Here is a 16,157-nt window from a genome sequence, read left to right on the forward strand (position 1 = left end):
AGACCGGCCGCACACCCCGCGGCCGGGTCCCGTGCGACCCGTTCCGGGCGATCCCCGGAAAGGGCGCACAGCGCTGCCCGGACTTTTTCGAGAATCGATGCGCCGACTTCAACGAGGAGGTTGAGCATCCGTGCTGAAGTTCTTTCTCACACGTGTGGCGACCACCGTTCCCGTACTCCTGCTGGTGACCTTCGTCGTCTTCGGCCTGGTGCTGCTCATCCCGGGCGACCCGGCAGTCACCATCGCCGGCCCGGAGGCGACCGTCGAACAGGTGGCGGCCGTCCGGGAGCGGCTCGGCCTCGACCGCCCGATGGTCGTGCAGTACTGGGACTGGATCACCTCCGCGCTGACGGGTGACCTCGGCACCTCGCTGTTCACCAGCCGCCCGGTCGCCACCTCGATCGGCGACGGCCTCCCCGTCACCCTCGCCCTGGCCGGGTCGGCGCTCGTGATCTCCCTGCTGATCGCGGTGCCGACCGCGATCCTCTCGGCGCTGCGCCGCGGGACGTGGCTGGACCGGATCTCGAGCATCGGCTCGTCCCTCGGCATCGCCCTCCCGTCCTTCTGGCTCGGCCTGATGTTCGTGCTGCTGTTCAGCCTCACGCTCGGGTGGCTGCCGGCCACGGGCTACGTGCCCATCGAGAAGGACCCCGCCGCCTGGGCCTCGCACATCCTGTTGCCGGCACTGACCCTCGGCATCGCCGGCGCCGCGGAGAGCGCCCGGCAGCTGCGCGGCTCGATCATCGGGGTCCTGCAGCAGGACTACGTCCGCACCGCGCGGGCCAAGGGCCTGCGCGGCCGGATGGTGATCGGCAAGCACGTCATGAAGAACGCGAGCGTCCCGCTCGTCACCGTGCTGGGGCTGCAGATCACCGCGCTGCTCGGCGGCGCGGTGCTCGTGGAGCAGATCTTCGGCGTCCCCGGCCTCGGCCAGGTCGCGCTGAACGCGGTCACCACCCGCGACATCCCCGTCATCCAGGGGATCGTGCTGGTCGCCGTCCTCGTCGCGATGCTCTCGAACCTCCTCGTCGACCTCACGTACGGCTACCTCAACCCGAAGGTGCGGCCCCGATGACCAATGTGGAGAAGAAGCCGAAGGCCCGGCCGCCCTCGGCGGAGGTCGCGCCGGAGGCGCCCGCGGCCTCGGCGATGCCGGCCGGCTCCCCCGCCTCGGTCTCGGCCGAGGCGCTCGCCCACGGCGGCGGCGCCTGGGCCGACTTCCGCCGCCGTGTCGGCGGCAACCGGGGCGCGATGATCGCGCTCGGGGTCCTGGCCCTGCTGATCGTCGTCGCCCTGATCGGCCCGTTCATCACCCCCGCCGACCCGAACGCGCAGAACCTGCGCGCGGTCCTGCTGGACCCGTTCTCGCCCGGCCACCTGCTCGGCACGGACCAGCTGGGCCGGGACATCCTGAGCCGGCTCATCGTCGGCACCCGGGTGTCCCTGCTGGCCATCGCGCTGGCGCTGCTCGTGGCGATGGCGATCGGGGTGCCGCTCGGCTTCCTGTCCGGCTTCCTGTCGGGCCGCTTCGACCAGGTCGTCATGCGGCTCAACGACGCGGCGATGAGCTTCCCGCCGCTGCTGCTCGCGATCGCGCTGGTCGGGGTCCTCGGGCCGAGCCTGCGCAACGCGATGTTCGCGGTGGGGATCCTGATGGCCCCGCGGTTCCTCCGGCTCGTGCGCGGCGTGGTGCTCGGGCTCAAGGAGGAGACCTTCGTCGAGGCCTCGCGCAGCATCGGCACCCCGACGTGGATGGTCATCCTCCGGCACATCCTGCCGAACACCCTGTCCCCGCTGACCGTCGCGGTCGCGGTCACCGCCGGCTACGCGATGCTCTCCGAGGCCGGCCTGAGCTTCCTCGGCCTCGGCGTCCAGCCGCCGGACGCGAGCTGGGGCTCCATGATCCGCGAGGGTTTCCTCTACTTCGGACGCTCGCCCTGGCTGGGCATCTTCCCGGGCGTGCTGATCGCGCTGACGGTGTTCACCTTCGTGACGCTCGGCGACGGGCTCCGGGACGCCCTCGGCCGCGAGGAAAGGACCGAGTCGTGACCGCCACCACCGGCAGCGCCGCCGTCCGCGCGGGCACCGTCACCGACACCACCCTGGAGGTCGACAACCTCGTCGTGGACGTGCTCACCGAGACCGGCTGGGCGACCGTCGTCGACGGGGTGAGCTTCTCCGTCCGGCGCGGGGAGACGCTCGGCATCGTGGGCGAGTCCGGCTCGGGCAAGAGCGTGACCTGCCTGTCCATCGCCGGTCTCATGCCGCCCAGGCAGACCCGGGTCCGGGCGGACACGCTGCGGCTGCTCGACCACGACCTCACCCGGCTCACGCCCAAACAGATGTCCGACGTCCGCGGGCCGACGATCTCCATGATCTTCCAGGAGCCGATGAGCAGCCTCAACCCGGCCTTCACCGTCGGCGACCAGATCGCCGAGGTGCTGCGCCGGCACGAGGGCGCGAGCCGGCGGGAGTCGAAGCGGCGCGCGGTCGAGCTGCTCGACCGGGTGGGTGTGCCGAGCCCGGCCCGGCGCGCCGCCCAGTACCCCTTCGAGTTCTCCGGCGGCATGCGGCAGCGCGTGATGATCGCGATCGCGCTGGCCTGCAACCCGGACGTCATCGTGGCCGACGAGCCGACCACCGCCCTGGACGTGACGGTCCAGGCGCAGATCCTCGAGCTGCTCCGCGAGGTGCAGCACGAGCACGGCATGTCGGTCATCTTCATCACCCACGACCTCGGCGTCGTCGCGGACGTCTGCGACCGGGTCCTGGTGATGTACGCGGGCCAGATCGTCGAGGGGGCCGGGCTCGACGAGCTGTTCGAGAACCCCCGGCACCCCTACATGGAGGGCCTGCTCGCGGCGATGCCGCGGATGGACAACCCGTCCGAGGCGCTGGCGAGCATCCCGGGCCATCCCCCCAGGATCGGCGCGATGCCGGACGGCTGCCGCTTCCACCCGCGGTGCCGGTACGCGGCCGACGCCTGCGTCGGCGGAGGGACCCCGCCGCTGGAGGTCGCCGCCCCGCACCACACGACCCGCTGCCTGCGCCACTCCGAGCTGACCCTGCGAGGCAACCCGTGAGCCCGTCCCCGGAGCCGCTGCTGACCGTCCGCGACCTCGAGGTCACCTTCTCCCCGCGCAAGCGGCTGTTCCGCGAGCGCATCGCGCTCAAGGCCGTCGACGGCGTGAGCTTCGACCTGTCCGAGGGCGAGACGCTCGGCCTGGTCGGCGAGTCCGGCTGCGGCAAGTCGACGACCGCGCGCGGCCTGATGCGCCTGGTCGAGCCCACCGGCGGCTCGGTGCGGCTGGAGGGGCGCGAGCTCCTCGGCCTGCCCGCCAAGGAGCTGCGCACCGCGCGCCGGGACATCCAGATGGTCTTCCAGGACCCCTACTCCTCGTTGGACCCGTCCATGTTGGTCCGCGACTCGATCGGCGAACCGCTCGACGTGCACGTCAAGCTCGGTCGCACGGAGCGGGTGGAGCGGGTCGCCGAGCTGCTGCGCCGGGTCGGCCTGCCGCCGGAGTACATGACCCGCTACCCGCACGAGTTCTCCGGCGGGCAGCGCCAGCGGCTCACCATCGCCCGCGCGATCGCCGCCGACCCGAAGATCCTCGTGCTCGACGAGGCCGTCTCCGCCCTCGACGTCTCCACCCAGAACCAGGTCATCGGGCTGCTCGAGGAGCTGTCCGCCCAGATCGGGCTGACCTACCTGTTCATCGCGCACGACCTGTCCGTGGTCCGGCACATCTCGGACCGGGTGGCGGTGATGTACCTCGGGCAGATCGTCGAGCACGGCGACGCCGCCCGGGTGTTCGACGCACCGGCCCACCCGTACACCGAGGCGCTGCTGTCGGCCGTGCCCGTGCCGTCGCCCAGGACGCAGCGGGCACGGGAGCGGATCGTGCTGTCCGGCGACCCGCCGGACCCCTCGCGCGTGCCGCCGGGCTGCCGGTTCCACACCCGGTGCGCCTACGCGATGGACGTCTGCCGCACCGAGGTCCCGCTGCTCACGCCCGCGCAGGGGTCGGGCGAGGTGGCCTGCCACCTGCACACGGCCGGTCCCCGGCTCGCCGGTGCCTCGGTCCGGACGCTCGCGACGCGTTCGGAGGTCCCGGCGTGAGGAGCGCGGTCTGGGAGGGGATCGGGCGGATCGGACTGGTCGAGGTCGACGACCCGGTCCCCGGGCCCCACGACGTCGTCCTCGGCGTCGCCGCCTGCGGCATCTGCGGCTCGGACGTGCACGCGTTCGCCGAGGGTGTCTGGATCACCGCGGGCGCGCCGATGGGCCACGAGTTCTCCGGCACCGTCAGCGCGGTCGGGACCGGGATCCGCGAGCTGAAGGTCGGGGACCGGGTCGCGGTCAACCCGATGGGCCCGTGCGGCTCCTGCCGGCAGTGCTCGCTCGGCCGCACCAACCTGTGCTCGGCGCCCGCCTCCAGTGCCCGCGGCGGGCTGTCCGACAAGGTCCTCGTGCCGAACGCGGAGTCCGGCGCCCGGCTGCACCGGATGCCCGACACCATGAGCGTCGAGGAGGGTGCCTTTCTCGAACCGCTGTCCGTCGCGACCCGCGCCGTCGCGAGCGCCGGCCCGGATCTCGACGGGCCGATCGTCGTCGCCGGGCTCGGCTCGATCGGGCAGGGCGTGCTGCGGGTGCTGCTCGCGTACGGCGCCCGGGACGTCGTCGGGATCGACGTCTCGCCGGCCCGCCTGGCCGCCGCCTCCGGGCTCGGCGCCGTCGTCCTCGACGCCCGCGCCGAGGACGCCCGCTCCCACCTGCTGGACCGGTGGGGCACCTCGACCTCGCCGTACCAGGTCGCCGGGAACGTCGGCACCTTCTTCGAGTGCTCGGGCGCACCGCCGATGATCGCGCTCGCCACCGAGGTCGTCCGGGCGGGCGGGGTCGTGTCGGTCGCCGGGCTGGTCGGCGCCGCACCGCCGGTCGACCTGGACACCGTGGTGCAGAAGGAGCTCCGGCTGTTGGGCAGCTTCGCCTACACCGGGCCGGACGCGACCGAGGCCTTCCGGCTGCTGGCCGACGGACTGGTCGACGTGACCCCGCTCGTCTCGCACCGCGTCCCGCTCAGCCGGGTCGCCGAGGCCTTCGACACCCAGCACGCCGTCGACGGTTCGGTGAAGGTGCTCGTCCTCCCCGATCCCGCCGCCGATCCGCAGGAGTCCTGACGTGTACGCCGTCGGCATCCCGCACCCCGGTGGCCCCGAGGTGCTGCGGCTCGTGGAGCTGCCCACCCCCGAGCCCGGGCCTCGGGAGATCCGCATCCGGACGACCGCGGCCGCGGTCAACCCGACCGACACGGCCTTCCGGCAGTGGGGCCCGCGGGCGAAGGAGGGCCTGCCCGCGCCGTGGGTCCCGGGGATGGAGATGGCCGGTGTCGTCGACGCCGTCGGGCCGGACAGCACGTGGGCCGTCGGCGAGCGGGTGATGGCGATCGTGATGCCCCGGCGCGCGCTGGGCGGCGCACAGGCCGAGTACGTCGTCGTGCCGGACAACGCCGCCGCGCCGATCCCGGACGGCATCACCGACGTCGAGGCGGCCACGCTGCCGATGAACGGGCTGACCGTCTACTCCGCACTGCTGCACCTCGGCCTCACCGCGGGACGGACGCTCGGCGTGACCGGGGCGGCCGGCGCCGTCGGCGGGTACGCGATCGAGCTCGGCCGGATCGCGGGCCTGCGGGTCGTCGCCGACGCCTTCGCGCAGGACGAGGAGCTCGTCCGCGGCCTCGGCGCGGACGTGGTGGTCCGCGCCTCGCGGGAGGTCGGCGAGGAGGTGGCGGCCTTCCGGGCCGCGGTGCCCGAGGGCGTCGACGGGCTGATCGACGCCGCCGTGCTCGACGCGGGCGCCCTGCCGATCGTGCGCGACGGCGGGGCGCTGGCCACGGTCCGGTTCTGGGCGGGCCCGACCGAGCGGGACATCCGCATCCACCCGGTGATGGTCCGCGACCACCTCACCGACGGCGCCGAGATCGCCAAGCTCGCCCAGCTCGTCCTCGACGGGCGGCTGACGCTGCGCGTCGCGGACACCTACCCGGCCGCGGGGGCCGCGGCCGCGCACGAGCGCCTGCAGGCGGGCGGCACCCGCGGCCGGCTCGTCCTCACGTTCTAGGAGGAGATCGACACATGGGCAGTCTCGACGGCAAGGTCGCCGTGATCACCGGAGGCGCGAGCGGCATCGGCCGGGCGACCGCCGTGCGGTTCGCCGAGGAGGGTGCGGACGTCGTCGTCGGCGACCTCCAGGACGGCGCCGAGACGGTCGCGCTGGTGGAGAAGACGGGCCGCTCGGCCCGCTACGTGCGCACCGACACCACCTCCGAGGCCGACTGCGACGCGCTCGTCGCCGCCGCGGTCGAGACCTTCGGGCGCGTCGACGTCGGCGTGGCCGCCGCGGGCGTCGCCACCGCGCAGGGCGCCAGCAACATCCAGACCCGGACGGCCCGGGGCGACGCGACGCACGTCGTCAACCTGGAGCCGGACAACTTCCGGCGGGTGCTCGACGTGAACGTCCTCGGCGTGCTGTTCACCGACCGCGCCCTGGCCCGGCAGATGCTCGCCCAGGGCGACGGCGGGTCGATCGTGAACATCGCCTCGACCGCGGCGAAGATCCCGCTGGCCGGCGCCTCGCCGTACTGCGTTTCCAAGGCCGGCGTCTGGATGCTCACCAAGGTCATGGCGCTGGAGCTGGCGACGACGGGCGTGCGGGTCAACGCCGTCGGCCCCGGCTACACGGCCACACCGATGATCGCGGGGCTCGAGGACAACGAGACGGCCTTCGCGATGGCCATGAGCATCACGCCGATGAACCGGCTCGGCACCGCGGCCGAGTCGGCGGCCGCCTGCCTCTACCTCGCGAGCGACGAGTCGTCCTTCACCACCGGGCAGATCCTGCACCCCGCCGGTGGCCAGTTCACGGGCTGAGGCCCCAGACCGAGAGAGGAGTGCCCGGTGAGGGCTCCTTCGTCCCGGCGGCTGCTCGCCGGTCTGGTCGCCGTGTTCGCGCTGCTCGTCACCGCCTGCGGTGGTGGCGGCGCGGGCTCCGGTGCCGCGGCGACCCCGGACCCGAACGCGATCCTGCGGTACGCGTTCGTGCAGAACGTCTCCAGCTTCGACCCGCACCGCTCCAGCAACGCCTGGGACATGGTCAACCTGCGGCTGGTCTACGACCAGCTGCTGCAGGAGGACCAGAACGGCGAGATCGCCCCGATGCTGGCGACCGGCTACGAGTTCCTCGACGACGGCAAGGTCCTCCAGCTCACGCTCCGGGACGACGTCACCTTCCACGACGGCACGAAGTTCGACTCCGCCGCGGTGAAGGCCAACCTCGAACGCGCCAAGACGCTGGAGACCAGCGCGGTCAAGGGCGCGCTGCGGGCCATCGCGTCCGTCGACACGCCGGACCCGACGACGGTCCGGCTGAACCTGAGCTCCCCCGGCGGCAACCTGCCCGCGCTGTTCACCGAGCGGCACGGCTCCATGATCAGCCCAGCGGCGTTCGACAACCCGGACCTGGACCAGAAGCCCGTCGGCTCGGGCATGTTCACGATGACGGAGTACGTCCCCGGCCAGGTGACCCGCTACGCGAAGGCCCCGAACTACTGGGACCCGGACGCGGTGAAGGTCGCCGGGATCGAGGTCTACGTGCAGACCTCCTCGCCGACCCGGCTAAACATGCTGACCACCGGCCAGATCGACATGACCTATCTGGACCCGTCCACTCAGGACCAGGCGGTGGCCGCGGGCGTGAACGTCGCGCCGTCGCAGAGCACGACGATCTTCCGCATGACCGTGAACACCGCCGAGGCGCCCTTCGACAAGCTCGAGGTGCGGCAGGCGATGGAGCACGCGATCGACCGCAGGGCGATCGTCGACGGGGTGCTGTTCGGCATCGGCGCGCCGACCTCGCAGCTGATCCCGCCGGGGCACTGGGCCTACGACGAGAAGGTCGCCTGGGACGGGCCGGAGTACAGCTACGACCCGGAGAAGGCGAAGCAGCTGCTGGCGCAGGCCGGGTACCCGGCGGGCACCGAGTTCGAGATGCTCATCCCCGCGCTCGACGACCACCGGGCCGTGTCCGAGGCCGTCGTCCCGATGCTCGAGGCGGTGGGCCTGCGCCCGCGGACCCGGGTCATCGAGCCGGCGACCACGCCTGCCACCTTCTTCGGCCGGCAGGAGGGCAACGCCTACATCGGGGCGAGCGCCCCCTTCGTCGACCCCTCCACGCAGTACGAGTCGAACCTGGCCGGGCAGTTCACCAACCCCTGGAACACGACCTCGCCGGAGTTCACCCAGGCCTGGAACGACTCCCTGGTCGGCGCCACGCGGGAGGAGCGGCTGCCGGCGGTGCACCGGATGATCGAGGGTGAGAAGGACCTCCGGCGCCAGTTCGGCATCTACGCGGCCCAGCCGCCCAGCGTCTGGACGGACAGGGTGATCTTCCCGCCGGGCTACAAGCCGGCCTACGCCCCGGTGTTCCGCGGCGTCGCGGTCGCGGCGGGCTGACCGGCTGCCGGCCGACCTGGAGATGGTCCGCCGGACCCCCGGGACGGCGACCTGGCGGGTTCTGACGTTCCGCCCGGGACACGGCGGACTTCTCGAGGAGAGGGAGCGCGATGGTGCGTGACAGGAGAGCGTCGTCCAGGGTGCTGGCGGTGCTGCTCGCCGTGGTGGCGCTGGTGGCCGCCGCGTGCGGTGGCGGGAGCGGAGGTGGGTCGGGCTCGGGGCAGGCGACCGAGGCCGACCCGAACGCGACGCTGCGCTTCGCCTGGTCGCAGGCGGTGTCGACGTTCGACCCGCACAAGTCCGGCAACCCGTGGGACAACGTCGTCTACCAGCTGCCCTACGACCACCTCATCCGGGCGGACACGTTCGGCGAGCTCAAGCCGCAGCTGGCGACGAGGTGGGAGTTCGTCGACGACGGGAAGGCGCTGGTGCTCGACCTCCGTGACGACGTCACGTTCGTCGACGGCACCAGGTTCGACGCGGCCGCCGCGAAGGCGAACCTGGACCGGGCGCGGTTCGCCGAGACCAGCGCGGTGAAGGGCCTGATCCGGGCGATCCAGGACGTGCAGGTCGTGTCACCGACGCAGATCCGGATCAACCTGAACGGCCCGGGGGGCAACCTGCCCAACTTCCTCTCGAGCTCGGCGGGCGTGATGATCAGCCCGGCGGCGTTCGACAACCCGGACCTCGACCAGAAGCCCGTCGGCTCCGGCATGGCCTCGCTGGTCGAGTACGTGCCGAACCAGGTCGTGCGGTTCGAGCGGAACCCGAACTACTGGGACAAGGACGCGGCCAGGGCCGCCCGGTACGAGATCTACGTGCAGCCGCAGGCCACCACCCGGATGAACATGCTGATCGGCGGCCAGGCGGACATCGCCAACCTCGAGGCCTCGCAGGCCGACCAGGCCAAGGCGGCCGGGCTCAACGCCGAGGCCTCGGCGAGCACCGCGATCCTCAACTTCTTCATGAACCCGGGCAAGGCGCCGTTCGACAAGCTCGAGGCCCGGCAGGCCCTGGAGCACACCATCGACCGCACGGCGATCGTGGACGGCGTGTTCTTCGGCTACGGCATCCCCGTCGCCCAGTTCCTGCCGCCGGACCACTGGGGCTACGACCCCGCCGTCACGCCGGACGCGCCGGACTTCAACTACGACCCGGCGCGCGCCACGCAGCTGCTCGCCGAGGCGGGGTACCCGAACGGCGTCGAGATCGAGTTCCTGATCCCCGGCATCGACAGCCACCGGTCGGCCGCCGAGGCGCTGATCCCGATGCTCGAGGCGGGCGGCTTCAGGGTGAAGCCCCGGGTGATCGACGCCGCCACCACGGCAGACACCTTCTTCTCCCGCGAGGAGGGCAACGCCCTGATCGGCATGGGCTCGCCCGTCGGTGACCCGACGACGGCCTATCTGCCGGAGCTGCCGGACCAGTTCTACAACCCGTGGAACGTCAGCACCCCGCAGTTCATCACCGCGTACGGCTCCGCCCTGCTCGGGACCGACCCCCAGGCCCGCGCCCCCGCCGTGCGGCAGATGGTCGAGAGCGAGAAGGGCATCCGCAAGCGCGTGCCGATCCACCAGCACACCCCGCCGATGGCGTACACGAGCAAGGTGGTGCTCCCGACCGAGGGCTACCGGGTGAACTTCATGTTCAGCCTCCGCGGGGTCGGGGTCGCCGCGTAGTGCTCCTCCGCGGCCGCCGCGTGCTGGACCTGACCGACGAGCGCGGACTGCTCGCCGGACGGATGCGCGCGGCGGCCGCGGACGTCGTCCGTGCCGCCGCACCATGATCAGCACGAGCGTGACGCCATGGTCGCCGCGACGACCGCCCCGTCACGCTCGTGCTGATCACGTCCGCGGCGCTCCGGCGAAGATCGCGGCGAGCGTCACCTGATGGTCGTCGACACGACCGCAGCGTCACGCTCACGACGATCACGAGACCGCGGGCCGGCGAGATCACGTGTATCGCCCCGATGTGCGTCCGCCCATCCGACGCGGCCCGCTGGTGGTCGGACTCCCGTTGTCCCCCGGGATGCCCGCGGTCACAGTGGCGGACGTCCCTGCGCGCGGGCGGACCCGGGTGGTCCGGTGTCCCGCGCCATCCCCGGTCGCTCAGACGAGGAGACCCGTGTGACCACAGCAACGACGCTGCGCCGCACCCGTTCGAGAGTGGCGGCGGTCCTGCTGGCCGTCCTGGCCGTGGTGCTGTCCGCCTGCGGAGGCGGATCCGGCGGGGGCGGCGGGTCCGGGGGCGGGACGCTCGACCCGAACGGCACCTTCCGCTACGTCTTCGTGCAGAACCCGTCGACGTTCGACCCGCACAAGTCCGCCAACCCGTGGGACATGATCTTCTTCCGGCTGGTCTACGACCAGCTCATCCGGGAGAACGAGAACGGCGAGCTCGTGCCGCAGCTCGCCACCTCCTGGGAGTTCGTCGACAACGAGACCGCGCTGGTCATGAAGCTGCGGGACGACGTCACCTTCTCCGACGGCACGAAGTTCGACGCCGCGGCGGTCAAGGCGAACATCGAGCGGATGAAGACCCTGGACGGCAGCACGCAGAAGGGCGCGATGGCCCGCGTCGCGGGCGCCGAGGTCGTCGACCCGACCACCGTCCGGATCAACCTGTCCGGCCCCGGCGGCAACCTCCCCGCGCTGTTCAGCGGCACCCCGGGCAGCATGATCAGCCCGGCCGCGATGAAGAACCCGGACCTCGACCAGAAGCCGGTCGGTTCCGGCATGGCCCGGCTGGTCGAGTACATCCCCGGCCAGGTCAGCCGCTACGACCGCACCGAGGGCTACTGGGACCCGGAGGCCGCGAAGGCCGCGCACTACGAGATCTACGTGCAGACCTCCGCGCCGACCCGGCTGAACATGCTGCAGACCGGCCAGGCCGAGCTCACCTACCTGGACCCGTCCCAGGCCGACCAGGCCAAGAACGCCGGGCTCAACACCGCCGAGTCCAAGAGCCTGTCGATCATGTCGATGTACATGAACACCGGTAAGCCGCCCTTCGACAAGCTGGAGGTCCGGCAGGCCTTCCAGCACGCGGTGGACCGCCAGGCGATCGTCGACGGCGTGTTCTTCGGGCTGGGCAAGCCGGTCGCGCAGTACATGCCGCCGGACTACTGGGCCTTCGACCAGAAGGTCACGCCGGCCAACCCCGACTACAGCTACGACCCGGCCAAGGCCCGGCAGCTGCTCGCGCAGGCCGGCTACCCGAACGGCGTCGACTTCGAGATGCTCGTGCCCAGCCTGGACGACCACCGCGCGGTGGCCGAGGCGCTGGTGCCGATGCTGGCGGAGTCCGGGCTGCGCGCGACGACCCGGGTGATCGAGTCGCCGACCACGCCGCAGACCTTCTACGGCCGGCAGGAGGGCAACGCCTTCCCGGGCATGGGCGCGCCCTTCCAGGACCCGACGACGGTGTACCAGGCGAGCCTGCCGGGCCAGTACGCCAACCCGTGGAACACCACCACCCCGGAGTTCGAGAAGGCGTGGCTCGAGGCCCTCAGCGGCGCGACCCGGGACGCCCGGCTCCCGGCGATGCACCGGATGATCGAGGAGGAGAAGAAGATCCTCAAGAGCTTCCCGCTGCACGCGCACTACCCGCCGTCGGCGTGGACCGACAAGGCGGTGTTCCCGGAGGGCTACCGGCCCGCCTACGCACCGACCTTCTACGGCGTCGGGGTCACCGCGGGCTGACGCCGACGGGCCCGGTGGGGAGGGGCACACCCCACCGGGCCGCCCCGGCGCGGGTGGAGGAACACCCACGGATCCCGCCCCGGGGGTGGGCATCCGTCCGTTGTCCCTCCCCCGCGCCGATCCCAGACTCGGAGGCGGGGCGCCGGTCGACCGGCCGGCCCCGCACACCGTCCCACCAGCACGGGAGGCCCTCGCATGCGGCTCGACGGCAAGGTCGCCGTGATCACCGGCGGCGGTTCGGGGATCGGGGCCGCGACGGCGCGGGCCTTCGCCCGGGAGGGCGCGGCCGTGGTGATCGCCGACATCGACGAGGCGGCCGGCGAGAAGATCGTCGCCGAGGTCCGGGAGGCGGGCGGGACGATCGACCTGCGGGTCTGCGACGCCTCGCGGTCCGAGGAGATCGACGCCCTGATCGGGTTCGCGCTCGACCGGCACGGCACGCTCGACGTGCTGCACAACAACCACGTCGCCTTCGAGCCGGGCCGCGTCGGCGACCTCTCGCTGGAGGGGTTCCGGCGATCGCTCGACGCGAGCCTCGTCGCCTACTGGTACGCGATCAAGGTGGCCCTCGTGCCGATGCTGGCGCAGGGCCGCGGTGCGATCGTCAACACCGCCTCGGTGTCCGGCCTCGCGGGCGACTACGGGCTCGGCGCCTACAACGTGCTGAAGGCCGGCGTCGTCAACCTGTCCCGGGTCACGGCGATCGAGTACGCCCGCAAGGGGATCCGGTGCAACGCGGTGTGCCCCGGCCCGATCGGCACCCCGCCCATCGACCGGCTGCACGACGCCGCCCCGCGGACCTGGGAGGACATCCGGGAGGCGATCCCGATGGGCCGCTACGGCCGGGCCGAGGAGATCGCGAACGCCGTGCTGTTCCTCGCCTCCGACGAGGCCTCCTTCGTCACCGGCACCCACCTCGTCGCGGACGGCGGCCTGTGGGCGCACTCGGGGATGCCCCCGATCGGCGGCCTGGGCCACGACTTCTGACCACGTCCGACCTGCTGCACCCCAGACCCTGCTCACGAACCGGGAGCGACATGACCACGCTGGAGATCCCGAACATCGGGACGTTCGACGTCGAGCTGTGGGAGGAGGGCTCCGGCGCGCCGCTGCTCTACCTGCACGGCTACGAACGCCACCCCGGCGGCGCCGGGTTCCTCAAGCGGCTCGCCGCCGACCACCGGGTGCTCGCGCCCGAGCAGCCCGGGTACGGGAACTCGACCGGCTTCGAGCACTTCACGGACGTCCAGGACGTCGCCCTCTACTACCGCGAGCTGGTCGAGTCCTGGGGCCTGGAGTCCGTCGACGTCGTCGGCCACTCGCTGGGCGGGATGTTCGCCGCCGAGCTCGCCGCGGTCGCCCCGCAGCTGGTGCGCCGCCTCGTGCTGGTCAACGCCTACGGCCTCTGGCTGGACGACGAGCCGACGCTGGACCCCTTCGGCCCCGCCGACCAGGTCAAGGCGGCCAAGTGGCACGCGGACCCGCCCGAGGTCGAGCCGACGAACTTCGTGCCCGACCCGGACGACCCGCACGCCCCGATCCTGTTCTCCGCCCGCAACCTCGGCTGCGCCACCAAGTTCATGTGGCCCATCGCCGAGCGCGGGCTGCGCCGGCGGCTCCCGCTGATCGACGCCCCCACACTGGTCGTGCACGGGACCTCCGACGGGCTGCTCCCCGTCTCCTACGCCGAGGAGTTCGTCCGGCTGATCCCGGACGCGCGACTGCACCGCATCGAGGCCGCGGGCCACTACCCGATGGTCGAGCAGGAGGACGAGTTCGTGTCCGCCGTGTCCGCGTTCCTGGCCGGCTGAGGGAGGGGTCCACATGGGACGGGTAGAGGGCAAGATCGCGCTGGTCACGGGCGGTGCCGCGGGGATCGGGGCCGCGACGGCCCGAACGCTCGCGCGCGAGGGTGCCACCGTGGTGATCGCCGACATCAACCTCGACGGGGCCAAGCAGGTGGCCGCCGAGATCGGCGGCGAGGCGGAGGCGGTGCACTTCGACGCCACGGACGCGGGGTCCATCGAGGCCCTCGTCGGCACCGTGATCGAGAAGCACGGGCGCGTCGACGTCATCCACAACAACGCAGCGCTCGTCGGGCCGGACGCCTGGTTCACCGACGGCTCCGTGATCGACACGAGCCTCGAGATGTGGGACCGGGCGTTCGCGACCAACGTCCGCAGCATCTTCCTGATGTGCAAGTTCGCGCTGCCGCACATGGTCCGCAACGGCGGCGGGTCGATCATCAACATGGCGTCCGTCGGCGGGTTGCGCGGCAGCCCCGCCCTGACCGCCTACGGCACGACCAAGGCCGCCGTCGTGGGCCTGACCCGGTTCGTCGCCGCGCAGCACGGCAAGGACGGCGTGCGGTCCAACGCCATCGCGCCCGGCGTGATCCGCACCCGGCAACTGCTCGACGCGGTGCCCGAACTGCCGGTGCGGGCCCTGGAGGGGGTCGCCTCGCCGCGGGTCGGCGAGCCCGAGGACATCGCCAACATGGTGCTGTTCCTGGCGTCGGACGAGTCCGCCTTCGTCAACGGCGAGACCTACCGGGTCGACGGCGGCGCCATGGCCACCGCACCCGCCAACCGCACCCTGGAGACGCAGAAGTGAAGTTCCACTGGTTCGCCCAGCAGTACTACAGCAAGCTGCCGCCGGAGTACGGCGACACGGTCGAGAGCTCCTGGGTGACCCCGCCGGCCGCCTACGCGGATCCCCGGCAGGTCGGCGAGGACTACCACACCTACATCCGGCTGATGCAGCAGGCGGACGGCCTCGGCTGGGACTCGCTGCTGCTCAACGAGCACCACCAGACCTCGCTGGCGATGACGCCCTCGCCCAACCTCATCGCGTCGATCCTGGCCGCGACCACCGAGAACGCCGCGATCGCCCTGTGCGGCAACTCGCTGGCGCTGTACAACCCGCCGATCCGGGTCGCCGAGGAGATCGCGATGCTCGACGCGCTGTCGGGCGGGCGGGTCATCGCGGGCATCGTGTTCGGCACCCCGATGGACAGCGCGTTCTCCTACGGCGTGCCTCCCGTCGAGCTGCGTGAGCGGTTCCACGAGGCCCGCGAGCTGATCATCAGGGCGTGGAAGACCGAGGAGCCGTTCGCGTTCAACGGCAAGTACACCAAACTGCGCTACGTCAACCCGTGGCCGCGGCCCGTCCAGGACGAGATCCCCGTGTGGATCCCCGGCAGCGGCAGCGTCGAGACCTGGGACGTGGTCAACGCCTTCGACTACTGCTACGGCTACCTCTCCTTCTCGGGCCGCCAGTCCGCCGAGCCGATCGTCAAGGGCTTCTGGGACCACACGGAGGCGACCGGCGGGAACATGAACCCGAACCGGATGGCCTTCACCCAGGTGATCTGCTGCGCGGACACCGACGAGGAGGCGGAGCGGCAGTACGCGGACGCGGTGAAGTACTTCTACCGGCAGAACCCGACGGCGATCTGGCAGGCGACGCCGCCCGGCTACACCTCCCAGGCGTCGATCCGGGAGAACCTGACCCGGGCGAAGACGATCTCCGCCGAGGAGCGGCTCAAGGCCCAGCGCGGCGAGCTGTCCTTCTGGGAGTACGACGAGCTCGGCTACATCATCGCCGGCACCCCGGAGCGGGTCGAGCAGCGTGTCCGCAAGCTGGTCACCGACCTGCGCATCGGGCAGCTCATCACCTGCATGCACATGGGGAACCTCGCCGAGGACGTGGCGGCGAAGAACAACCACCTCGTCGGCACCCAGGTCATCCCGAAGCTGCGCGACATCTGGGCGGACGAGGAGGACCGCTGGACCCCGAAGGTGAGCCAGGAGCGGGTCGCCGCCAAGTTCCCGGCTGCGACGCTCTGACCGCGACGGTCCCGGGGCGACGGTCCCGGGCGACGGTCGACGGCGAGGGTCCGGGCGCGCGCCGCACCGGTCGTCCGGATTGGGCTGTTCG

Annotated in this window: 14 protein-coding genes; all 14 read left to right on the plus strand. The window is 72.0% G+C overall.

Translation table 11 applies throughout. The annotated features are described in order from the left end of the window. The first annotated feature begins 130 nt into the window (after positions 1-130). The 14 genes from ABD990_RS24165 (at position 131) to ABD990_RS24230 (ending at position 16,066) form a co-directional block, all read left to right on the plus strand. The gene (locus tag ABD990_RS24165; protein ID WP_345383023.1) at positions 131-1,075 is read left to right on the plus strand and encodes an ABC transporter permease; all 945 of its coding nucleotides are present in this window, start codon (positions 131-133) and stop codon (positions 1,073-1,075) included. Next, positions 1,072-2,049 carry an ABC transporter permease gene (locus tag ABD990_RS24170; protein ID WP_345383024.1) on the plus strand — a complete coding sequence of 326 codons (978 nt, stop codon included), beginning with the start codon at positions 1,072-1,074 and terminating at the stop codon, positions 2,047-2,049. The genes ABD990_RS24165 and ABD990_RS24170 overlap by 4 nt, the downstream gene beginning before the upstream one ends. Beyond that, positions 2,046-3,083 carry an ABC transporter ATP-binding protein gene (locus ABD990_RS24175; RefSeq protein WP_345383025.1) on the plus strand — a complete coding sequence of 346 codons (1,038 nt, stop codon included), beginning with the start codon at positions 2,046-2,048 and terminating at the stop codon, positions 3,081-3,083. The genes ABD990_RS24170 and ABD990_RS24175 overlap by 4 nt, the downstream gene beginning before the upstream one ends. Beyond that, positions 3,080-4,123, plus strand: a complete 1,044-nt coding sequence (locus ABD990_RS24180; RefSeq protein ID WP_345383026.1) for an ABC transporter ATP-binding protein — start codon at positions 3,080-3,082, stop codon at positions 4,121-4,123. Before ABD990_RS24175 ends, ABD990_RS24180 begins: the two co-directional genes overlap by 4 nt. Then, on the plus strand, positions 4,120-5,184 hold the full coding sequence (locus ABD990_RS24185) for a zinc-dependent alcohol dehydrogenase (protein WP_345383027.1): 1,065 nt from the start codon (positions 4,120-4,122) through the stop codon (positions 5,182-5,184). The genes ABD990_RS24180 and ABD990_RS24185 overlap by 4 nt, the downstream gene beginning before the upstream one ends. A gap of 1 nt (position 5,185) precedes the next feature. Continuing rightward, on the plus strand, positions 5,186-6,127 hold the full coding sequence (locus tag ABD990_RS24190; protein WP_345383028.1) for an NADP-dependent oxidoreductase: 942 nt from the start codon (positions 5,186-5,188) through the stop codon (positions 6,125-6,127). A 14-nt stretch (positions 6,128-6,141) separates the two neighbouring features. Continuing rightward, complete coding sequence (locus ABD990_RS24195; protein ID WP_345383029.1) at positions 6,142-6,936, plus strand: SDR family NAD(P)-dependent oxidoreductase; 795 nt, start codon at positions 6,142-6,144, stop codon at positions 6,934-6,936. A 27-nt stretch (positions 6,937-6,963) separates the two neighbouring features. Continuing rightward, positions 6,964-8,517, plus strand: a complete 1,554-nt coding sequence (locus ABD990_RS24200; RefSeq protein ID WP_345383030.1) for an ABC transporter substrate-binding protein — start codon at positions 6,964-6,966, stop codon at positions 8,515-8,517. A gap of 110 nt (positions 8,518-8,627) precedes the next feature. Then, positions 8,628-10,196 carry an ABC transporter substrate-binding protein gene (locus tag ABD990_RS24205; protein ID WP_345383031.1) on the plus strand — a complete coding sequence of 523 codons (1,569 nt, stop codon included), beginning with the start codon at positions 8,628-8,630 and terminating at the stop codon, positions 10,194-10,196. A gap of 447 nt (positions 10,197-10,643) precedes the next feature. Next, positions 10,644-12,218, plus strand: coding sequence for an ABC transporter substrate-binding protein (locus ABD990_RS24210; RefSeq protein ID WP_345383032.1), 1,575 nt, complete (start codon positions 10,644-10,646; stop codon positions 12,216-12,218). Positions 12,219-12,413: 195 nt separating this feature from the next. Further along, positions 12,414-13,205 carry an SDR family NAD(P)-dependent oxidoreductase gene (locus ABD990_RS24215; RefSeq protein ID WP_345383033.1) on the plus strand — a complete coding sequence of 264 codons (792 nt, stop codon included), beginning with the start codon at positions 12,414-12,416 and terminating at the stop codon, positions 13,203-13,205. 50 nt (positions 13,206-13,255) lie between these two features. Further along, positions 13,256-14,029, plus strand: coding sequence for an alpha/beta fold hydrolase (locus tag ABD990_RS24220; protein WP_345383034.1), 774 nt, complete (start codon positions 13,256-13,258; stop codon positions 14,027-14,029). Positions 14,030-14,042: 13 nt separating this feature from the next. After that, positions 14,043-14,831 carry an SDR family NAD(P)-dependent oxidoreductase gene (locus tag ABD990_RS24225; protein ID WP_345383035.1) on the plus strand — a complete coding sequence of 263 codons (789 nt, stop codon included), beginning with the start codon at positions 14,043-14,045 and terminating at the stop codon, positions 14,829-14,831. After that, the gene (locus ABD990_RS24230; RefSeq protein WP_345383036.1) at positions 14,828-16,066 is read left to right on the plus strand and encodes an LLM class flavin-dependent oxidoreductase; all 1,239 of its coding nucleotides are present in this window, start codon (positions 14,828-14,830) and stop codon (positions 16,064-16,066) included. The genes ABD990_RS24225 and ABD990_RS24230 overlap by 4 nt, the downstream gene beginning before the upstream one ends. Positions 16,067-16,157: the final 91 nt, after the last annotated feature.

This window comes from Pseudonocardia yuanmonensis (assembly GCF_039542425.1).
Lineage (GTDB): Bacteria > Actinomycetota > Actinomycetes > Mycobacteriales > Pseudonocardiaceae > Pseudonocardia > Pseudonocardia yuanmonensis.

Coding starts and splice junctions, on each gene's coding strand:
- ABD990_RS24170 (WP_345383024.1), top strand. CDS start 1,072: ATGACCAATGTGGAGAAGAAGCCGAAGGCCCGGCCGCCCTCGGCGGAG.
- ABD990_RS24195 (WP_345383029.1), top strand. CDS start 6,142: ATGGGCAGTCTCGACGGCAAGGTCGCCGTGATCACCGGAGGCGCGAGC.
- ABD990_RS24205 (WP_345383031.1), top strand. CDS start 8,628: ATGGTGCGTGACAGGAGAGCGTCGTCCAGGGTGCTGGCGGTGCTGCTC.
- ABD990_RS24215 (WP_345383033.1), top strand. CDS start 12,414: ATGCGGCTCGACGGCAAGGTCGCCGTGATCACCGGCGGCGGTTCGGGG.
- ABD990_RS24220 (WP_345383034.1), top strand. CDS start 13,256: ATGACCACGCTGGAGATCCCGAACATCGGGACGTTCGACGTCGAGCTG.
- ABD990_RS24225 (WP_345383035.1), top strand. CDS start 14,043: ATGGGACGGGTAGAGGGCAAGATCGCGCTGGTCACGGGCGGTGCCGCG.